Here is a 16114-nt window from a genome sequence, read left to right on the forward strand (position 1 = left end):
AATAGGGTGATGAAGGTATGAAGTGTAGAAAGTGTGGTAAAACCGCTATCATAAATTTAAGGCATCACAACGTTGCTTATTGTGCCGAACATTTCAAAGAGTATTTTGAAAAGCGCGTTGAAATGACCATTAAAAAGTATTCCATGTTCAGCAGGAAGGATAAAATCCTTGTTGCAGTTTCTGGAGGAAAGGACAGCACGACAGTTTGGTTTGTTTTGGCGAAACTTGGATACAAGGTGTCTGGCATGAATATAGATGTTGGAACTGTTCCTGCGGATGTGAACAAACTGAAAGATTTTGCAAGCTCAATAGGTAGTGAATTGATAACTGTTGACAGTAGAGAATTACTGGAGGGTTTGACTGTTCCTGAAGCTGCGAAAATTGTCAAAAGACCTGTTTGTTCAGTTTGTGGAAGTGTTAGAAGGTACATAATGAACAAAGTGGCTTCGGAAAATGGTTTTACAGTGCTTGTTACTGGTCACAACCTTGACGACGAAGCTAGTTTTCTTTTAGGGAATTTGCTCAATTGGAATCTAGATTATCTTAGACGCCAAAAACCAGTGCTTCCGGCCACGGAAGAAGGATTCTCGAAAAAAGCTAAACCTCTGGTACTTTTGACTGAGAAGGAGACTTTTACGTATGCCTTTATAAACAATTTACCGTTTTCCGAGGAAATCTGTCCTTATTCCAAAGAAGCTACTTCTCTACATTACAAACACATGCTTAACGAGATAGAATTAAAACATCCTGGGACGAAGTTGAGATTTTACGATGGGTTTCAAAAAGCAAATCTTTTTGAAGACAACATGGTTGTTGAGCTCAAAAAATGTAATGTTTGTGGTTATCCAACCACCACTGACGTTTGTTCGTTTTGTAGGATGAAGGAGAGGCTCAAAAGTGCCGTGGGAGAACAGAAGGTTTGATGTTCTAATACCCTTGCTGGTTATACTGTTGATGATCTTTGGGCTGGTGGTACTTTACAGCACAACTGTTGACTATGGGTTAAGTTTTGTGAAAAAGCAGCTAATTTGGAACATCATCGGATTGATAGCTCTTTTTGCGTTGTTGTTTGTCAGGGAAAGGGATATAAAGCGTTTTCCATGGCTGCTGTATTTTTTGACGTTAATTTTGTTGATCGCGGTTTTAAGATACGGAGTTATCTCAGGTGGGGCGCGACGGTGGTTTTCTTTACGCATAGGATACTTTCAGCCTTCTGAAGTGGCCAAAATGGCTGTTATACTTTTTACCGCCAAGTTGTTATCCGTTTCGTCAAGAAAAAATCTGCTTTTGTCTTTTTTTGCCGTTCTTGCGTATGCAGGCTTTGTTGCCATGGAACCGGATTTGGGTACTGCGGTTCTTCTGGTGTTGCTTTGGGCTTTTATGGCATTGTTTTCAAAAAATTCTCTCAAAGCATTTTTTACTATCTTTGCAATTTTGTTGATATTGGCAGTTGTGATATTCTTTTTTGGCTTGAAGGATTACCAGAGGCAAAGGATCCTGGCATTTTTGGATCCAAAAAGTCATAGGCAAACGGCTGCGTACAACGTTGTTCAGTCTTTACACACGATAGGTTCTGGAGGGCTTTTTGGTCGTGGTTACTTAAAAGCCCCATCCACCAAATGGAACTACGTGCCAAAGAATCACACTGACTTTATTTTCTCCGCCATAGGTGAACAATTTGGTTTTTTAGGTTCGTCGTTGTGTATCATCGTTTATATGTTGATATGCCTGAGGATACTTCGCTTTTTAAAACTTGCAAAGGATGATTTTTGGTTTTTAGTTACCATAGGTGTTTTGTTCAACTTGCTCATTCATGTCTTCATCAATATTGGTATGACGATGGGACTAGTGCCTGTTACAGGGATTCCACTGCCTTTTGTAAGCTACGGAGGATCTTCAACCTTGTCGTTTTGCCTTCAACTTGGTTTAATTTTAAAATCTTACGCCGTTGGCAAAGGAGTGTTAGAACAGGAGGCGAGATGATGGTTGCAAGAAGACAGGGACAAAACATTGTGGCTTTTTTTGTATTTTTGTTTTTCTTCGCTTTAGTCTTTGGATCGGTTGCTTCTGTTTTTTCCCTAATTTATTACAACAAAGTTCGTGAAAATTATGAAGCACGCGTCAAAGCACTTGAAAATAAGATTAACCTTTTGAACGATAAAGTGGTAAAGTTGGAAAATCTCTACGGACAGGGTGGGGTGATAGAGAAATTCATCAATTCTGCCAATTTTTTGGCAAACACCGCTGTAGATTTGGAAAGAATCATTGAATCCATCTACGACGATCCAACAACAGGATATATACAATTGTTTGTAATGGGGCAAGAAAACGTTTGGATAACTTTTAGAAAGGGAGATACTGTTTACTTTTCGCGTGAGTTAAAACCTGGTCTTGCCCCGTACAAGTTTTACTACTTTAAAGAACCGGCCATCAAAACGCAATATACAGTGATCATTCCACCAGATTGCTCAATAGTTATTGGAAAGCCTGGAATGGTTGTTTTTTTGGTTTATGGAGTGGGGACGCGCTTTCATCCTACAAAAATTGTTACCTGGCGTGAAGCAAGGGTAAACAATCTTGTTGTTGATTTTTCACTTTATATTCCAAAATAATTGGAATAAAGTAAGGAGCCGCGGGGAACGGCTCCTTTGGGCAGCTTGGATCCATCCAAGGGGGGATAGGGGGGTCGCTGTCCGGAATAAAATGCTAAGCTGTTATCGTTAAGCTTTTTTGAAGCCTAGGGAAAATCGGTGAAACAAGGCTGTGTAGTTGCTTTAACATCTTTTGGAGGTGAGGAAGTTGTTAAACCAAATCGTAAAAAAGTCAAAACTTGCACCTGGTGTATACGAATTTTACGTTGAAAATCCAATTATTGCTGCAAAAGCTCAACCAGGACAATTTGTCGTCGTGATACCGTCAGAGAAAGGTGAACGTGTTCCTTTAACCATAGCAGATGCTTTTGATGGAAATATAAGAATGGTTGTGAAAGTAGTTGGAAAAAGTACAGCAGATTTGGCTTTGAAAAGGGAAGGTGAAACGCTCTACGGTGTGGTTGGACCGCTTGGAAAACCTTCTGAGATAAAGTATTACGGAAACGTTTTGCTTGTAGGAGGTGGAGTAGGAATAGCCGCCATTCTTCCAATCGCAAAGGCTTTGAAAGCTTTGGGAAATAAAGTTTACGCAGTTTTAGGTGGAAGAAGTAAAGACCAGGTAATACTCAAAGACGAATTGGAACAATACGTTGACGAAATTCTTGTTACAACCGATGATGGTTCCTTTGGGATCAAAGGGGTTGTCACCGACGGGATGGATCTAATCCTTAGAAAACAAAGGATCGATATCGCTTGGGCCATTGGTCCAACGATAATGATGAAATTTTGTAGCCTAAAAGCGCGCGAGTACGGCTTGAAAATTGTGGTTTCTCTAAATCCTATAATGGTTGATGGAACAGGTATGTGCGGTGCTTGCAGGGTAACAATTAACGGTCAAATAAAGTTTGCGTGTGTTGATGGACCTGAATTCGATGGTACACAAGTTGATTGGGACGAATTACTCAAAAGATTGCAGCAATACCAAGAACAAGAAAAACTGGCTTTTGAGAAATTCAAACAAAAGGTGGGTGATCTTTCATGGCTGTGAAACCTTCGCCTAAAAAAACACCTATGCGTGAACTGGAAATTGAAGAAAGAATCAAATCCTTCAGTGAGGTGGCTTTAGGTTATACCGAGGATGAAGCATTGGTGGAGGCAATGCGCTGTCTTCAATGTCCTTCAAAACCTTGTGTCAAAGGTTGCCCCGTTGGCATAGATATCCCAGGATTCATATCGAAAATCAAGGAGAAGAAATTCGATGAAGCCGCAAAGATTTTGAAGAAGTATAACAATCTGCCAGCCATTTGCGGTAGGGTTTGTCCCCAAGAGAACCAGTGTGAAGCTTTTTGCACGGTTGGAAAAATACCAGGTTCAGAACCCGTTGCGATCGGACGTTTGGAAAGATTTGTCGCAGATTGGGAGGCGGAAAACCTTGTTTTGACCCAGGAATCTGGACCTAAAAAAGGTAAAAAAGTTGCAGTTATTGGTTCTGGACCAGCTGGTTTAACTGCAGCAGCAGATTTGGCGAAATTAGGTTACGATGTGATTGTTTTTGAAACACTGCACAAACCTGGTGGGGTTTTGGTCTACGGTATACCAGAGTTCAGATTGCCAAAAGTCATAGTTGAAAGGGAAGTAAAATATGTGGAATCTCTTTCTGTGAAAATTTTGTTGAATACGCCTGTTGGGAAGTCTGTTACCGTTGAAGAAATTTTAAAGGAATTTGATGCAGTTTTCATAGGTGTAGGTGCAGGTACACCGAAGTTTTTAAACATTTCTGGGACAAATTTAAACGGAGTTTATTCTGCAAATGAATTTCTCACAAGAATAAACCTAATGAAAGCGTACTTGTTTCCGGAGTACGACACTCCTGTTAGAAAGGGACAAAACGTAATAGTTGTCGGTGGTGGGAATGTTGCACTTGATGCCGCAAGAAGTGCTTTAAGATTAGGTGCCAAGCAAGTGACAGTCGTTTATAGACGAACGGAACAAGAGATGCCTGCTAGACGCGAGGAATACATTCACGCAGTTGAAGAAGGCATTAAGTTCAGATGGTTAACTCAACCGCTTAGATACATAGGCGATGAAAAAGGAAACTTGGTTGGTGTGGAATGCATATCGATGGAACTCGGTGAGCCTGATGAGTCTGGCAGAAGAAGGCCAATTCCAATTGAAGATAGTCGGTTCGTGATCGAGGCGGATATGGTCATAGAGGCCATCGGAACCGAAGCAAACAGGTTTTTGCTCAGCGAGTTTAAAGATCTCAAACTAAACAAATATGGCTACATAGTCGTCGATGAAGAAACGTGTGCAACCAGTTTGAGAAAAGTTTTTGCTGGAGGGGATATAGTAACCGGAGCAGCAACTGTCATAGAGGCAATGGGGGCAGGGAAAAGGGCCGCCTATTGGATCGATAAATTTTTGCAAAAAGAATACGATCCTTGGTAAAAAAAGACTTTTGAAGGGGGGGTTTTACATGTGGCTTGTTGTGTCGGATACTCACGACAATTTGGTTAACATTAGAAAGATCGTTTCCGAAGCGAAAAGAAGAGGCGTTACTCACATTTTTCACTGTGGTGATATAATCTCGCCATTTGCCCTCAAAGAACTTTTAATTGCCGAAGTCGATTTTCATGGTGTCTTTGGAAACAACGATGGTGAAATACTGCTTTTAACTCAAAGGTCTTCTGGAAGGGTCAGGAAAGGACCTGCGGAGATCATCGTCGACGGCCACAAAATTTTGTTGATGCACGAGCCGGTTGCACTGGAGGCTTTGCTTGAGGCCAATGTTTATGACTTTATATTCTATGGTCATACTCACAAGTTGGATGTGAGAAGGTCTACGAAAACTATTTTGATAAATCCAGGAGATGCCAGTGGATATCTTGCGGATAAGTCAACAGCAGTTTTCATCGATCCATCTAAAAAAGACATCGAAGTGTACGAATTATGACATAGAAGTTAACAAAGCTTTACTTCCATTCCCCGCGGTTCTCAATCGATTTTTGATTGAGAGATTTTAGAGTGTGCTTTTGTGGGCGTGTCTTTGGTTTGAAATATTTACAACATATTTAACGGCAAAAATTGTGTTGTATCAGTTTGCCTATTAGGCTTATTAAGGTGACTTCGAGTTTTTTTGCAAGTTTTGTAAAAAAAACTTGTTTATGTTTCTCACACAGCAAAGTGCTCTTTTGATCTTTTCTCCTGCCATTCTTATAATGAATGGCAGGAGGTTGGTCGATGAGAAGAGTTGTCGTAACTGGGATGGGTATAGTTTGCCCTATTGGAGTTGGAAAAAGGGCGGTCTTAGAGGCTTTGAAGAATCTTGAAATTGGTGTAGATTTTATCACCTCTTTTGATGCTTCGAATCTACCTGTTCGAATTGCAGCAGAAGTCAAGGGATTGAATCCAGAAGAATTTATAGACAAAAAGCTGGTTCGAAGAACGGACAGGTTTGTACACTTTGCTCTGATTGCCGCCAAAGAGGCTTTGGAGGAATCAGCGATCGACGTTGCCAAGTATTCAGAGCGAACAGCTGTTCTTATTGCCTCCGGTATGGGAGGGTTCATAACCCTCGACACTGAAAACAACAAATTCCTTCAATACGGTGCCTCAAAGGTCAGCCCATTCTTGATTCCAATGCTTCTTATAAACATGGCGTCAGGGATTTTATCGATCGAATATGGTATCAAGGGTGTCAATTTTGCTCCAGTGAGTGCATGCGCTGCCTCTGGTCATGCCATTGCGCTTGGTGCAATGCTGATACGCCATGGATATGCGGATGTAGCCATTGTCGGTGGTTCTGAGGCAACTATAGCCCCACTTCCAATAGCTGGATTTGCCAGTATGAAAGCTTTGTCAACCAGAAATGAGGATCCAAAGAAAGCCTCAAGACCATTCGATGTTGATCGAGATGGTTTTGTGATGGGTGAAGGAGCAGGTGTGCTCGTTCTCGAAGCCGAGGAAGTGGCAAAGCAAAGGGGAGCAAAAATAATAGCTGAAGTAAAGGGATTTGCGATGAACGGTGATGCATACCATATGAGCGCTCCTGATCCAAACGGCGAAGGAGCAGAAAAAGCCATGAGAATGGCACTTGAAGATGCTGGATTAACACCAGAAGATATCCAATACGTTAGTTGCCATGCCACCAGCACACCTGCTGGAGATGTTGTTGAAGCAAAAGCCATTGAAAGGGTTTTTGGAGATAAGGTTTTGGTTAACAGCACCAAGGCATTGATGGGACATTTACTTGGAGCGGCGGCAGCCGCTGAAACTGTAGCTGGAATTCTTCAAATGCTCAACAATTTCGTGCATGGAATGCCAAACCTTGACAACAAAGATCCAGAGGTAAACGTGAACGTCGTTGGCAAGCAAAATGTGGAATGCAAGATTGAGAACTTTTTGAAGAATTCCTTTGGTTTCGGTGGTCACAACGTTTCTTTGGTGATAGGGAGGTATAAAAGTTGAACATCGACGAAATTCTTTCGATTTTACCACATCGATTTCCATTCATCTTGGTTGATCGTGTGCTTGAAAAAAGCGAAAACCATATTGTTGCAGTAAAAAATGTAACGGCAAATGAGATTTTCTTCCTTGGGCATTTTCCGCGGTATCCAATTTACCCCGGAGTGTTGATCATCGAAGGTCTTGCTCAAGCTGCTGGACTTATGCTTTTAGACCCAGGCAAAAACTTCATTCCCCTTTTTTTGGGAATTGACAAAGCCAGGTTCAAGGCTGAGGTGAGGCCAGGAGACGTTTTAAAGTACGAGGTTAAGCTGAAGGAGACAAGGATGGGTGTTTATTTCGTTGAAGGTAAAGCTACGGTGGATGGAAAAGTTGTCGCCACAGCAACTTTGATGCTGGGAGTGAAAAAACAATGAAAACAAGGGTTACAAAGCTTCTTGGCATTGAACATCCAGTTTTGATGGGCGGAATGGCTTGGGCAGGAACGGCAAAGCTGGCGGCTGCCGTATCTGAAGCTGGAGGACTTGGCATCATAGGATCTGGAGCTATGAACAAAAGCCAGCTCAAGCAAGCCATAAAGCAAGTTAGAGATCTAACCAACAAGCCGTTTGGTGTGAACATAATACTCGTTTCTCCACACGCTGAAGAACTTGTTGAAACTGTGATAGAAGAAAAAGTTCCAGTTGTTACTTTTGGGGCGGGAAATCCCAGTAAGTACATTCCAAAGTTGAAAGAAAATGGGATCAAAGTCATTCCGGTTGTTTCGTCTGATTCGCTGGCAAAAATGGTTGAGAGAGCTGGTGCAGACGCAGTTGTAGCTGAAGGAATGGAATCTGGAGGACACATAGGTGAAGTTACGACGCTCGTTTTAGTAAACAAGGTGGCACGCAGTGTAAGCATTCCTGTTATTGCCGCTGGTGGTATTGCAGATGGAAGGGCCATGGCAGCTGTTTTTGCGTTAGGTGCTGAGGGCATCCAGATGGGTACAAGGTTTCTTGCAACAGTTGAAGCGGAAATACATGAAAATTACAAGAAAAAAATCCTATCGGCCTCAATAAGGGATACAGTTGTCACCGGAGCCAAGTTGGGTCATCCTGCCAGGGTTCTAAAGACGCCCTTTGCAAGAAAGATTTGCGAACTAGAATCGAAAAGCCCTGAGGAAGCTGAACAAATACTGGTTGGAAGCCTTAGACGTGCGGTACTTGATGGAGATCTGGAAAGTGGTTCCTTTATGGCGGGCCAAGTGGTTGGATTGATTGAAGAGATTCTACCGGTAAAAGAGGTAATTGAAAAAATCCTGGAGGAATTCAAAAGCACAGTTTTAAAACTGTGTAAGGAGGGAATGGAATGAGAGCGTTCATATTTCCAGGGCAGGGTTCTCAATATTCAGGAATGGGAATCGACTTTGCGGCTTTTCCAAGGGCAACCCACTTTTTTGAAAGTGCAAAAGAAGTCCTTGGGATAGATATGTACCATTTGATGAACAGCGATGAAGAGACACTTAAGTTAACTGAAAATGCGCAGCCTGCAATATACCTTGCAAGCTATATAGCCTTTGATGAACTTGTTAGAAATGGTTACACACCGAACTTTGTGGCAGGGCACAGTTTAGGCGAATACACCGCTCTTGCGGCTGCTGATGTCTACGATTTTGAAACAGGTTTGTACATAGTCAGAAAAAGAGGAGAATACATTTCTCAAGCGGTGGTTCCAGGTCAAGGAACCATGGCTGCCGTTATCGGTTTGACGCGTGAAAGAGTTCAAGAAATAATCAAGGACTTTGAGAACGTGTGGATAGCAAACCACAACGCTTACGATCAAGTTGTGATAAGTGGCTTGAAGGAGAAAGTCAATGAAGCATGTGAAGCTTTGAAAAAATACGCAAAAAGGGTTGTGGAACTAAAAGTAAGTGGTCCATTCCACACGCCTTTGCTGAAAACAGCTCAAGAAAAACTAGCACAAGATTTAAAAGGAGTCAAGTTTAGAAAACCGCGCTGGCCGATAGTGATGAACAGTTGTGCACGAATAGTTGTCGATCCCGACGAGATAAAAAGGTACATCTTGGCGCAGATCAGCGGACCTGTTCTTTGGTACGATTCAATGGTTTGTTTGTCAAACCTGGGTGTCAAAACCTTTATCGAAGTTGGGCCACAAAAAGTTTTAACAAACCTGCTTTCAAAGATGAAATTGGGTGATTGCTATCATTTCAAAGAAATTTTAGATGCTGAAAAACAAGTAACTGTTGCCAGTTTATAATTGTCAATAATTTACTCACAAATTGGGTTGCGATAAGCAACCCAATTTTTTTATTTCTTAGGAGTATAATTGAAGTAGAGGGACGAAAATTGCGTGTAGGAATGCTTGAAACTGAAAAGAATTTGCTTGTTGACTTTTTGCTGAAAGAATTTGCAAAGCTTTTAGAAAGCGAAATTGTCGTGTTTTCAGGTTCTTTTGAAGATACAATCGATGTTGATTTTGATATGATTTTGAACCATCTGATGAAGAAACTTGCAAAAAGCGATGTAGACAAAATTTTTGTTGTTGGCGGACTTATGGAACTTAAAATGATAGCAAAGTTTATATCCATCGGAGTGAAAAAGGATTTTTTGTTTATTCCGAATGCTTTCTTACCAATTGGTTCAATTAGATTGGGGTTGTTTTCTGTTCAAACGATGTTTTTGGATTTCATTTTATTTTTCAAAGCTTATGTGAATCAAAACGGGTTTTGTGTAACTTTAGAGTTCAAAAGAGATTCGTACCCTTTCCTAGCTACTTGCAAGATGTTGAGAGAAATTGGTACGTTGAAAATTGAGGAGAAAAAAGTTCAGCTGCGAATAGATTCAGCAAATGTTAATCGAGATCGTCATGAAAAAATCGTTAAATTCGATGTTTTACCTTGGATTCCTTTGCAAGAAGATATAAGGTTTGCCAAGAATTTGGCGCGGGAAATTTTTCAGCATTTTTCAAAATCTTCAGGAAATTACTGTTTGGTGTATGATCATGGTTTTCGCTTCGTACCTTTTGAAATGGTTTTGAACACTGTTGATGAAATATCATCCTGCTTTCAAGAGGTGACGTTATGAAAGGCAACCATGAATATGTAAGGTGGGCAATTAAATGTATTGAGAGTTATATTAGAGACCATAAAATACTCGATCCAATCCGTGACGGAGCACCCGCAGATTTGCTGCAAAGGCGTGCTGGGGCTTTTGTGAGTCTACATAAACTTGATGGATCACTTAGAGGATGTATTGGAACGTATCTGCCAACTAGAAAAAACCTTGCCGAGGAAATCATGTACAACGCAATAGCTGCTGCAACTGAGGATCCTAGGTTCGAGCCGGTTAGAGAAGAGGAACTTGACGAGATAGAAGTTTCAGTGGATATTCTGAGTGAACCCTGGCAAGTTACATTTGAGCAGTACATGAACTTGGACCCAAAAAAATACGGAGTAATTGTTATGAGTGGTTTTAGAAGAGGTCTTTTACTCCCAGATCTTCCCGGTGTTGAAACACCAGATCAGCAATTGAAGATAGCCCTTAGAAAGGCTGGAATTTCTCCTTATGAAAAATTTTCAATATACGTTTTTACCGTAGAACGATATCACTGAGAGGTGGTTTCGTGGATAAAACAGCGCTTTACTTTTCCACGTTGGATAAAGAAAGGGTAAAGTGTGAATTGTGCCCGCACAATTGCGTGCTGGATAATGGACAAGTTGGTTTGTGCTTGGCAAGAAAAAATGAAGATGGAGTTCTTTTAACACTTAACTACGGTTTAATAACCTCAATTGCCATTGATCCCATCGAAAAAAAGCCGCTTTTCCATTTAAATCCAGGTGAACAGATTCTATCTGTTGGAACCTTTGGTTGCAACATGAAGTGTCCGTTTTGCCAAAATTGGGAGATATCGCAGGAAATAGCTCCAACGCGTAGGATTACCCCAGAACAGCTTGTTTCAATTGCCGTATCTAGAAAGTCAAGAGGTATAGCTTATACGTACAACGAACCTTTCATTTGGTTTGAGTTTGTCCTTGATACCTCAAGGATAGCGGCAAGAGAGGGAATTTACAACGTTTTGGTCACCAATGGAATGATATCGGAGGAACCACTGCATTTGCTTTTGCAGTCCATTCATGCCATGAATGTTGATTTAAAGGCTTTCGACGAGCAGTTGTACAAGAAGTTGGCAGGTGATCTTGAAACTGTTAAAAGAACCATAAAATTAGCCGTTGAAAATAGCGTACACGTTGAAGTGACCACTTTGATTGTTCCTGGCTTCAACGACGATGAGAATATGCTTGAAAAAGAGTTTCAATGGCTTGCGAGTTTGGATAAATCGATACCCCTTCATTTGACAAGGTATTTTCCAAGTTACAAATACAACGTTCCAGCTACTCCTGTTGAGATTTTGGTTAAATTCTACAATCTTGCAAAGAAATATCTTGATTTTGTTTACCTTGGTAATGTTTGGGATCAAAACTATGAAAGTACCTTTTGTCCTTCCTGTGGTACACTGGTTGTGAAAAGGGTAGGATATCAAGTTCAAGTCGTTGGTTTGGACGAAGAAGGTAGGTGCGCTAAATGCCGAAGAAGGATAGTAAGGATTTTATAAAAATCAACCGCACGTTGTTTTGGATTTTTCTGTTGGGATTAACCTTTGCAGTAGCTTTCTTGATAAGGATCTTTTTCAATTCTCAAAAAACCTTGTACTATGAATTGAATGGTTTTACGATGGGAACTTATTATAGGATTGTGGTGGCATCTTCTAAAGTAGAGTCGAAGCAACTTGCTGAGATTATCTTCAAAGAGCTTGATAGAATATACAAAAAGTACAATCCAAAGGATCCGGAAAGCGTTGTTTGGAAGATCAATTCGTCCAACGATTGGGTGGATCTTGACGAGGAAACTTTTGTAATTGTTGATTCGGCACTGAAATTTGCTGAACTTACAAATGGAGCGTTTGATCCTGCACTTGGCACTTTGATATCACTTTGGGGATTCGATAGGTTGGATGAAAAAATTCCTTCAAAGATCCCACCTGATGAAGCCATAAAAAAAGCGCTTGAACAAAGTGGATACAAGAACGTGGAACTCGATGGAAGAACTAGAAGAATCAGACTACACAACAACGTTAAATTAGATCTTGGAGGAATTGTGAAAGGCTATGCCCTAGATCGTGCATATCAAATAGCGAAAGAGATTGACCCTAGTTGCACTGGGTTCATCGAAGTTGGTGGTGATATAAGAATACTCGGCCCGAAATTTGGTTCAAGACCATGGGTAGTAGGCGTGCGTGATCCTTTTAGCCCTTCCAAAGCCGTTACGTATTTTTACATGACTTCGGGAGCAGTTGCAACTTCCGGCGATTACGAGAGATACTTCGTTTATGAGAATAAAAAGTATCATCACATAATAGATCCAAAAACAGGTTATCCTGCACAAGGTGTTACATCGGCAACCGTCATTTCTGAGGATGCCATAACTGCGGACGCTTTATCGACAGCTGCTTTTGTTTCAGGTGCAGATTGGGAATACGTGATTTTAGAATATCCAAAAATTGGTGGTATTGTGTTGCTGATATCTCACGATGGAACTGTAAAGAAATCTTCTGCGATCAAGGCGTATGAGAAAAGGTAATCGAAAGTTGTTTGGCAAGTATGATATATTCGTTTTTTTATTTGTTTTTGCAATATTTTTTGTTTTTTTGCTCTTTCGAACAAATGCGTCTATCGAATTTGTCGAAGTGTTAAAAGACGGAAAACTAATTATGCGGATTCATCATCCAGGAGTTTACGAAGTTTTTGATGATGGAAGATATGTTATGAAAGTGGTTTTTGAAAATGGAAAAGTTTGGGTGGAAGAAGCCGATTGTCCAAACAAGTTGTGCGAAAAAATCGGCAAAATTGGTGCAGGTGGAGTGATAGTTTGCCTGCCCAATAAACTGATCATCAAAGCCATGGGTGGAAAGAGCAAAGTGGATGTCATAACATGGTGAAAGTAAAGAAGTTGGTTTATGCTTCCGTTTTAATAGCGTTAGGTTCGATGATGTATATTTTCGAAAGTATAATCCCATTTCCTATTCCTTTTGGAAAATGGGGTTTTTCAAATTTTGTGGTATTGTTTTCAGCCACTGTGTTCGATTTGAAAACAACTTTGCTTGTTGCAATTGGAAAAAGTGTTTTTGGGAATTTGATCGCAGGTCACGTGTTTGACCCAGTTTTTGTGTTGAGTTTTTGTGGCTCTTTATCAGCTGCTTTCATTCAGTTTGCAGCTTGGAGGATAAAATTCTTTGGTTTAGCTGGGGTTAGTTTACTTGGCAGCATCGGTAACAATTTAACCCAAGCTTTAGTCGGAATGGCTGTGCTTAAGTCTTCTGCATTTTTAATCTTACTTCCTTGGATGTTGATACTTGGTATCCCAGGGGCTTTTGCCAACGCAATGATAGTTAAGAAGGTGAAAGAATATGCAACCGAGGTTGATTTTGGCTTCAACTTCTCCAAGGAGAAGAAAGCTTTTGAAAATTTTTCTCAAGGAATTCGAAATTGTCGATCCACAAATTCCAGAGATACCTGAATCTTCCGCAGAAGAAACAGCAAGAAAACTTTCCTTGTTGAAAGCTTTGAGTGTGTTTGAGAGAAACCCAGATGCAATTGTCATCGGGGCTGATACAGTTGTAGAAATAGATGGAAAGATACTTGGTAAGCCTGAAAATCCAAACGAAGCCAAGCAGCAGCTTTTAACTTTAAGTGGCCGATGGCATACCGTTCACACAGCCGTTGCTGTTGTAAACAAATTGGAGGTTTGGCAAAAACATTTTGTTGCAAAGGTGAAATTCAGAAAGGTTCCCAATGACTTCATCGATTTTTATGCGAATAACTTTTCAGTTGGAAAAGCTGGTTCTTACGGTCTTCAAGATCTTGGAGCCGTCTTTGTTGAACACATTGTAGGAGATCCATACGTTGTAATTGGCTTACCGATAGGTGAACTGGCGCTTTATCTTAAAAAGAAGGGATGGTGGAATTTTGAAACCACGCGAGAGGATGATCAAAGCTGGTTCTGAAGCTCTTTCTGAGGAAGAGTTACTCGCTATAATCCTTAGAACTGGAAGCCAAGATCTTAACGTAATGGATCTTGCCAAAGAACTTTGGGAAACATTTGGAAAATCTTTGAGAACGTTGTTCAACGCTTCTTTACAAGAAATTGCTTCAATCAAGGGAATTGGAATAGCAAAAGCGACTTCTATAAAAGCTTCCTTAGAGCTTGGCAAGCGTCTTTACGAAGAGCTTTCAGAGAACAAGTTGGTGTTCACCAACCCGGAATCAATTTATCAATTCTGTCATGACATGAGATTTTACGAGAAAGAGGTGTTGAGGGTTATTTGTCTTGATAGTAAGTTAAAGATGGTTTTTCACCGTGATTTAACGGAAGGAACAAATAATCAAACGCTTTTTCATCCGCGTGAAGTATTTAGAATTGCGATTAGATCCAATTGCAACTTCATAGTGTTGGTTCACAACCATCCTTCGGGAGATCCCACTCCCAGTTTTGAGGATAGAATTTCAACTGATAAAATTGTCGCGGCAGGGGAGATCATAGGCATCCCGGTTTTGGATCACGTTGTAGTTGGATCTGAGAGTTTTTTCAGTTTCAGAGAAAACGGTTTGCTTGATTCTTTTGGGAAATCTACTGGCAAAATCAACAAGGAAAAAAGGGAAAGAAAGCTTCGAAAATCTTGAGTAAAAATATCTGGGAGGGTTTGGAACATGATAAGCAGAGAACAAGCGTATGAATTGTTGCAAAAACATTTGTCATCGAGGAATTTGCTTAAACATTGTCTGGCTGTTGAAGTTGTGATGAGAGCACTGGCAAGAAAATTGAACGAGGATGAAGATACATGGGGTTTGGCTGGTTTGCTACACGATCTTGATTACGACTACACCAAGGATTCTCCCGATCAACATGGCTTTAAGACTGTGGAAATATTGGAAGAATACGATGTACCAAAAACCGTTTTAGATGCAATACTGGCCCATTGCGAAAAAAAGCCGATTGAAACCAAGATGGAAAGAGCGATTTACTGTTCAGATCCAGTCACAGGCTTCATAGTCGCAGCTGCTTTGATTACACCCGAGAAATCGCTAAGATCGATTGATACGGATTTCCTACTGAGAAGATTCAAGGAAAAAGCTTTTGCAAAAGGTGCAAACAGAGATCAAATGAAAAGTTGCGAAAATCTAGGATTATCGTTGCAGGAGTTTCTTGATTTATCCTTGAATGCAATGAGAGAAATAAGCGAAATCTTGGGGCTTTGAGGTGATTTTGGATGAATTTTGAAAAAATGATTGAGGAAAAGTTGGAGGCTTACAGAACAAATTACAAGTTTGAGATTGAGCAGGATAAGATTGTATCGAAAGATCAAATAAGATCGAAGATTGAGCACACACTTTTAAAGCCAACGGCTTCTCCTGAAGATGTGGAGCGTTTGTGCAATGAAGCTTTAGAACACAAATTTTTTGGTGTTTGTGTGAATCCTTGTTATGCAGAACTAACCGTTGAAAAATTGCGGGGTACGGGAATCAAAGTTGTCAGCGTTGTTGGATTTCCACTTGGAGCAAGTACTCCGAGTATTAAGGCAAAAGAAGCAGAAGAATTAGTGAAAATTGGTGTTGATGAAATAGATATGGTTTTAAACATTGGTATGTTAAAATCAAAAAAGTGGGAGTATGTTTACGAAGAAATTTCGCAGGTTGTTGAGGCTTCAAAGCCCGCACCTGTGAAGGTCATAATAGAAACTTGCTATTTAACTTTAGAGGAAAAAATAGCAGCTTGCCTTATAAGTGAACTTGCGAAGGCAGCTTTCGTGAAAACTTCCACTGGGTTTGGACCGGAAGGAGCAAAGGTTGAGGACGTGCATTTGATGAAGTGGTGTGTACCAAACTTGGGCGTCAAAGCTTCAGGTGGCATAAGAACTTTCAAGCAAGCTTGTCAAATGGTGCTTGCAGGTGCAGATAGGATAGGAACCAGCCAAGGAGTACAACTTATCTTGCAGGAGGTGTAAAA

General features: G+C 40.6%; 20 protein-coding genes. All 20 read left to right on the forward strand.

What is annotated here, in order from left to right; translation table 11 throughout:
- The first annotated feature begins 17 nt into the window (after positions 1–17).
- The 20 genes from THETH_RS04105 to deoC all read left to right on the forward strand — a co-directional run bounded on the left by THETH_RS04105 (position 18) and on the right by deoC (position 16112).
- The gene (locus THETH_RS04105) at positions 18–923 is read left to right on the forward strand and encodes a TIGR00269 family protein (protein ID WP_013932116.1); all 906 of its coding nucleotides are present in this window, start codon (positions 18–20) and stop codon (positions 921–923) included.
- Positions 898–1983 carry a rod shape-determining protein RodA gene (rodA, locus tag THETH_RS04110; RefSeq protein ID WP_013932117.1) on the forward strand — a complete coding sequence of 362 codons (1086 nt, stop codon included), beginning with the start codon at positions 898–900 and terminating at the stop codon, positions 1981–1983. Before THETH_RS04105 ends, rodA begins: the two co-directional genes overlap by 26 nt.
- Entirely contained in the window at positions 1983–2612 is a 630-nt protein-coding gene (locus THETH_RS04115) for a hypothetical protein (RefSeq protein WP_013932118.1), read from the forward strand. The genes rodA and THETH_RS04115 overlap by 1 nt, the downstream gene beginning before the upstream one ends.
- Positions 2613–2799: 187 nt before the next feature.
- Entirely contained in the window at positions 2800–3639 is an 840-nt protein-coding gene (locus THETH_RS04120; RefSeq protein WP_013932119.1) for a sulfide/dihydroorotate dehydrogenase-like FAD/NAD-binding protein, read from the forward strand.
- Positions 3630–5039 (forward strand): NADPH-dependent glutamate synthase, encoded by a 1410-nt coding sequence (gltA, locus tag THETH_RS04125; protein ID WP_013932120.1) that lies wholly within the window; start codon positions 3630–3632, stop codon positions 5037–5039. The genes THETH_RS04120 and gltA overlap by 10 nt, the downstream gene beginning before the upstream one ends.
- A gap of 28 nt (positions 5040–5067) precedes the next feature.
- Positions 5068–5544, forward strand: coding sequence for a metallophosphoesterase (locus THETH_RS04130; protein WP_013932121.1), 477 nt, complete (start codon positions 5068–5070; stop codon positions 5542–5544).
- A gap of 287 nt (positions 5545–5831) precedes the next feature.
- The gene (fabF, locus tag THETH_RS04135) at positions 5832–7058 is read left to right on the forward strand and encodes a beta-ketoacyl-ACP synthase II (protein ID WP_013932122.1); all 1227 of its coding nucleotides are present in this window, start codon (positions 5832–5834) and stop codon (positions 7056–7058) included.
- Complete coding sequence (gene fabZ, locus THETH_RS04140; RefSeq protein WP_013932123.1) at positions 7055–7471, forward strand: 3-hydroxyacyl-ACP dehydratase FabZ; 417 nt, start codon at positions 7055–7057, stop codon at positions 7469–7471. Before fabF ends, fabZ begins: the two co-directional genes overlap by 4 nt.
- Positions 7468–8406, forward strand: coding sequence for an enoyl-[acyl-carrier-protein] reductase FabK (fabK, locus tag THETH_RS04145; protein ID WP_013932124.1), 939 nt, complete (start codon positions 7468–7470; stop codon positions 8404–8406). Before fabZ ends, fabK begins: the two co-directional genes overlap by 4 nt.
- Positions 8403–9311: an ACP S-malonyltransferase gene (gene fabD / locus THETH_RS04150; RefSeq protein ID WP_013932125.1), complete on the forward strand. Its 909-nt coding sequence runs from the start codon at positions 8403–8405 to the stop codon at positions 9309–9311. Before fabK ends, fabD begins: the two co-directional genes overlap by 4 nt.
- 89 nt (positions 9312–9400) lie before the next feature.
- Positions 9401–10138, forward strand: coding sequence for a hypothetical protein (locus THETH_RS04155; protein ID WP_013932126.1), 738 nt, complete (start codon positions 9401–9403; stop codon positions 10136–10138).
- On the forward strand, positions 10135–10665 hold the full coding sequence (gene amrA, locus THETH_RS04160) for an AmmeMemoRadiSam system protein A (protein WP_013932127.1): 531 nt from the start codon (positions 10135–10137) through the stop codon (positions 10663–10665). Before THETH_RS04155 ends, amrA begins: the two co-directional genes overlap by 4 nt.
- Positions 10666–10676: 11 nt before the next feature.
- The gene (amrS, locus tag THETH_RS04165) at positions 10677–11666 is read left to right on the forward strand and encodes an AmmeMemoRadiSam system radical SAM enzyme (protein ID WP_013932128.1); all 990 of its coding nucleotides are present in this window, start codon (positions 10677–10679) and stop codon (positions 11664–11666) included.
- Positions 11636–12691, forward strand: a complete 1056-nt coding sequence (locus tag THETH_RS04170; RefSeq protein WP_013932129.1) for an FAD:protein FMN transferase — start codon at positions 11636–11638, stop codon at positions 12689–12691. The genes amrS and THETH_RS04170 overlap by 31 nt, the downstream gene beginning before the upstream one ends.
- Positions 12692–12698: 7 nt before the next feature.
- Positions 12699–13049, forward strand: coding sequence for a NusG domain II-containing protein (locus THETH_RS04175; protein ID WP_013932130.1), 351 nt, complete (start codon positions 12699–12701; stop codon positions 13047–13049).
- Positions 13043–13627: a Gx transporter family protein gene (locus THETH_RS04180; RefSeq protein WP_013932131.1), complete on the forward strand. Its 585-nt coding sequence runs from the start codon at positions 13043–13045 to the stop codon at positions 13625–13627. The genes THETH_RS04175 and THETH_RS04180 overlap by 7 nt, the downstream gene beginning before the upstream one ends.
- On the forward strand, positions 13518–14114 hold the full coding sequence (locus tag THETH_RS04185) for a Maf family nucleotide pyrophosphatase (RefSeq protein WP_013932132.1): 597 nt from the start codon (positions 13518–13520) through the stop codon (positions 14112–14114). Before THETH_RS04180 ends, THETH_RS04185 begins: the two co-directional genes overlap by 110 nt.
- Positions 14095–14790, forward strand: a complete 696-nt coding sequence (gene radC / locus THETH_RS04190) for a RadC family protein (RefSeq protein ID WP_211205290.1) — start codon at positions 14095–14097, stop codon at positions 14788–14790. Before THETH_RS04185 ends, radC begins: the two co-directional genes overlap by 20 nt.
- A 27-nt stretch (positions 14791–14817) precedes the next feature.
- Complete coding sequence (locus THETH_RS04195; RefSeq protein WP_013932134.1) at positions 14818–15366, forward strand: HD domain-containing protein; 549 nt, start codon at positions 14818–14820, stop codon at positions 15364–15366.
- Positions 15367–15377: 11 nt separating this feature from the next.
- On the forward strand, positions 15378–16112 hold the full coding sequence (deoC, locus tag THETH_RS04200; RefSeq protein ID WP_013932135.1) for a deoxyribose-phosphate aldolase: 735 nt from the start codon (positions 15378–15380) through the stop codon (positions 16110–16112).
- Positions 16113–16114: the final 2 nt, after the last annotated feature.

The sequence above is a fragment of the Pseudothermotoga thermarum DSM 5069 genome (assembly GCF_000217815.1).
Classification (GTDB): Bacteria; Thermotogota; Thermotogae; order Thermotogales; family DSM-5069; genus Pseudothermotoga; species Pseudothermotoga thermarum.

Bases quoted from the DNA above. Each gene is read 5' to 3' on its own strand.
- THETH_RS04115 (WP_013932118.1), top strand. From the start codon at position 1,983: ATGGTTGCAAGAAGACAGGGACAAAACATTGTGGCTTTTTTTGTATTT.
- fabK (WP_013932124.1), top strand. From the start codon at position 7,468: ATGAAAACAAGGGTTACAAAGCTTCTTGGCATTGAACATCCAGTTTTG.
- fabF (WP_013932122.1), top strand. From the start codon at position 5,832: ATGAGAAGAGTTGTCGTAACTGGGATGGGTATAGTTTGCCCTATTGGA.
- THETH_RS04130 (WP_013932121.1), top strand. From the start codon at position 5,068: ATGTGGCTTGTTGTGTCGGATACTCACGACAATTTGGTTAACATTAGA.
- THETH_RS04105 (WP_013932116.1), top strand. From the start codon at position 18: ATGAAGTGTAGAAAGTGTGGTAAAACCGCTATCATAAATTTAAGGCAT.
- THETH_RS04195 (WP_013932134.1), top strand. From the start codon at position 14,818: ATGATAAGCAGAGAACAAGCGTATGAATTGTTGCAAAAACATTTGTCA.
- gltA (WP_013932120.1), top strand. From the start codon at position 3,630: ATGGCTGTGAAACCTTCGCCTAAAAAAACACCTATGCGTGAACTGGAA.
- THETH_RS04170 (WP_013932129.1), top strand. From the start codon at position 11,636: ATGCCGAAGAAGGATAGTAAGGATTTTATAAAAATCAACCGCACGTTG.
- THETH_RS04180 (WP_013932131.1), top strand. From the start codon at position 13,043: ATGGTGAAAGTAAAGAAGTTGGTTTATGCTTCCGTTTTAATAGCGTTA.
- radC (WP_211205290.1), top strand. From the start codon at position 14,095: ATGATCAAAGCTGGTTCTGAAGCTCTTTCTGAGGAAGAGTTACTCGCT.
- THETH_RS04185 (WP_013932132.1), top strand. From the start codon at position 13,518: ATGCAACCGAGGTTGATTTTGGCTTCAACTTCTCCAAGGAGAAGAAAG.
- fabD (WP_013932125.1), top strand. From the start codon at position 8,403: ATGAGAGCGTTCATATTTCCAGGGCAGGGTTCTCAATATTCAGGAATG.
- amrA (WP_013932127.1), top strand. From the start codon at position 10,135: ATGAAAGGCAACCATGAATATGTAAGGTGGGCAATTAAATGTATTGAG.
- deoC (WP_013932135.1), top strand. From the start codon at position 15,378: ATGAATTTTGAAAAAATGATTGAGGAAAAGTTGGAGGCTTACAGAACA.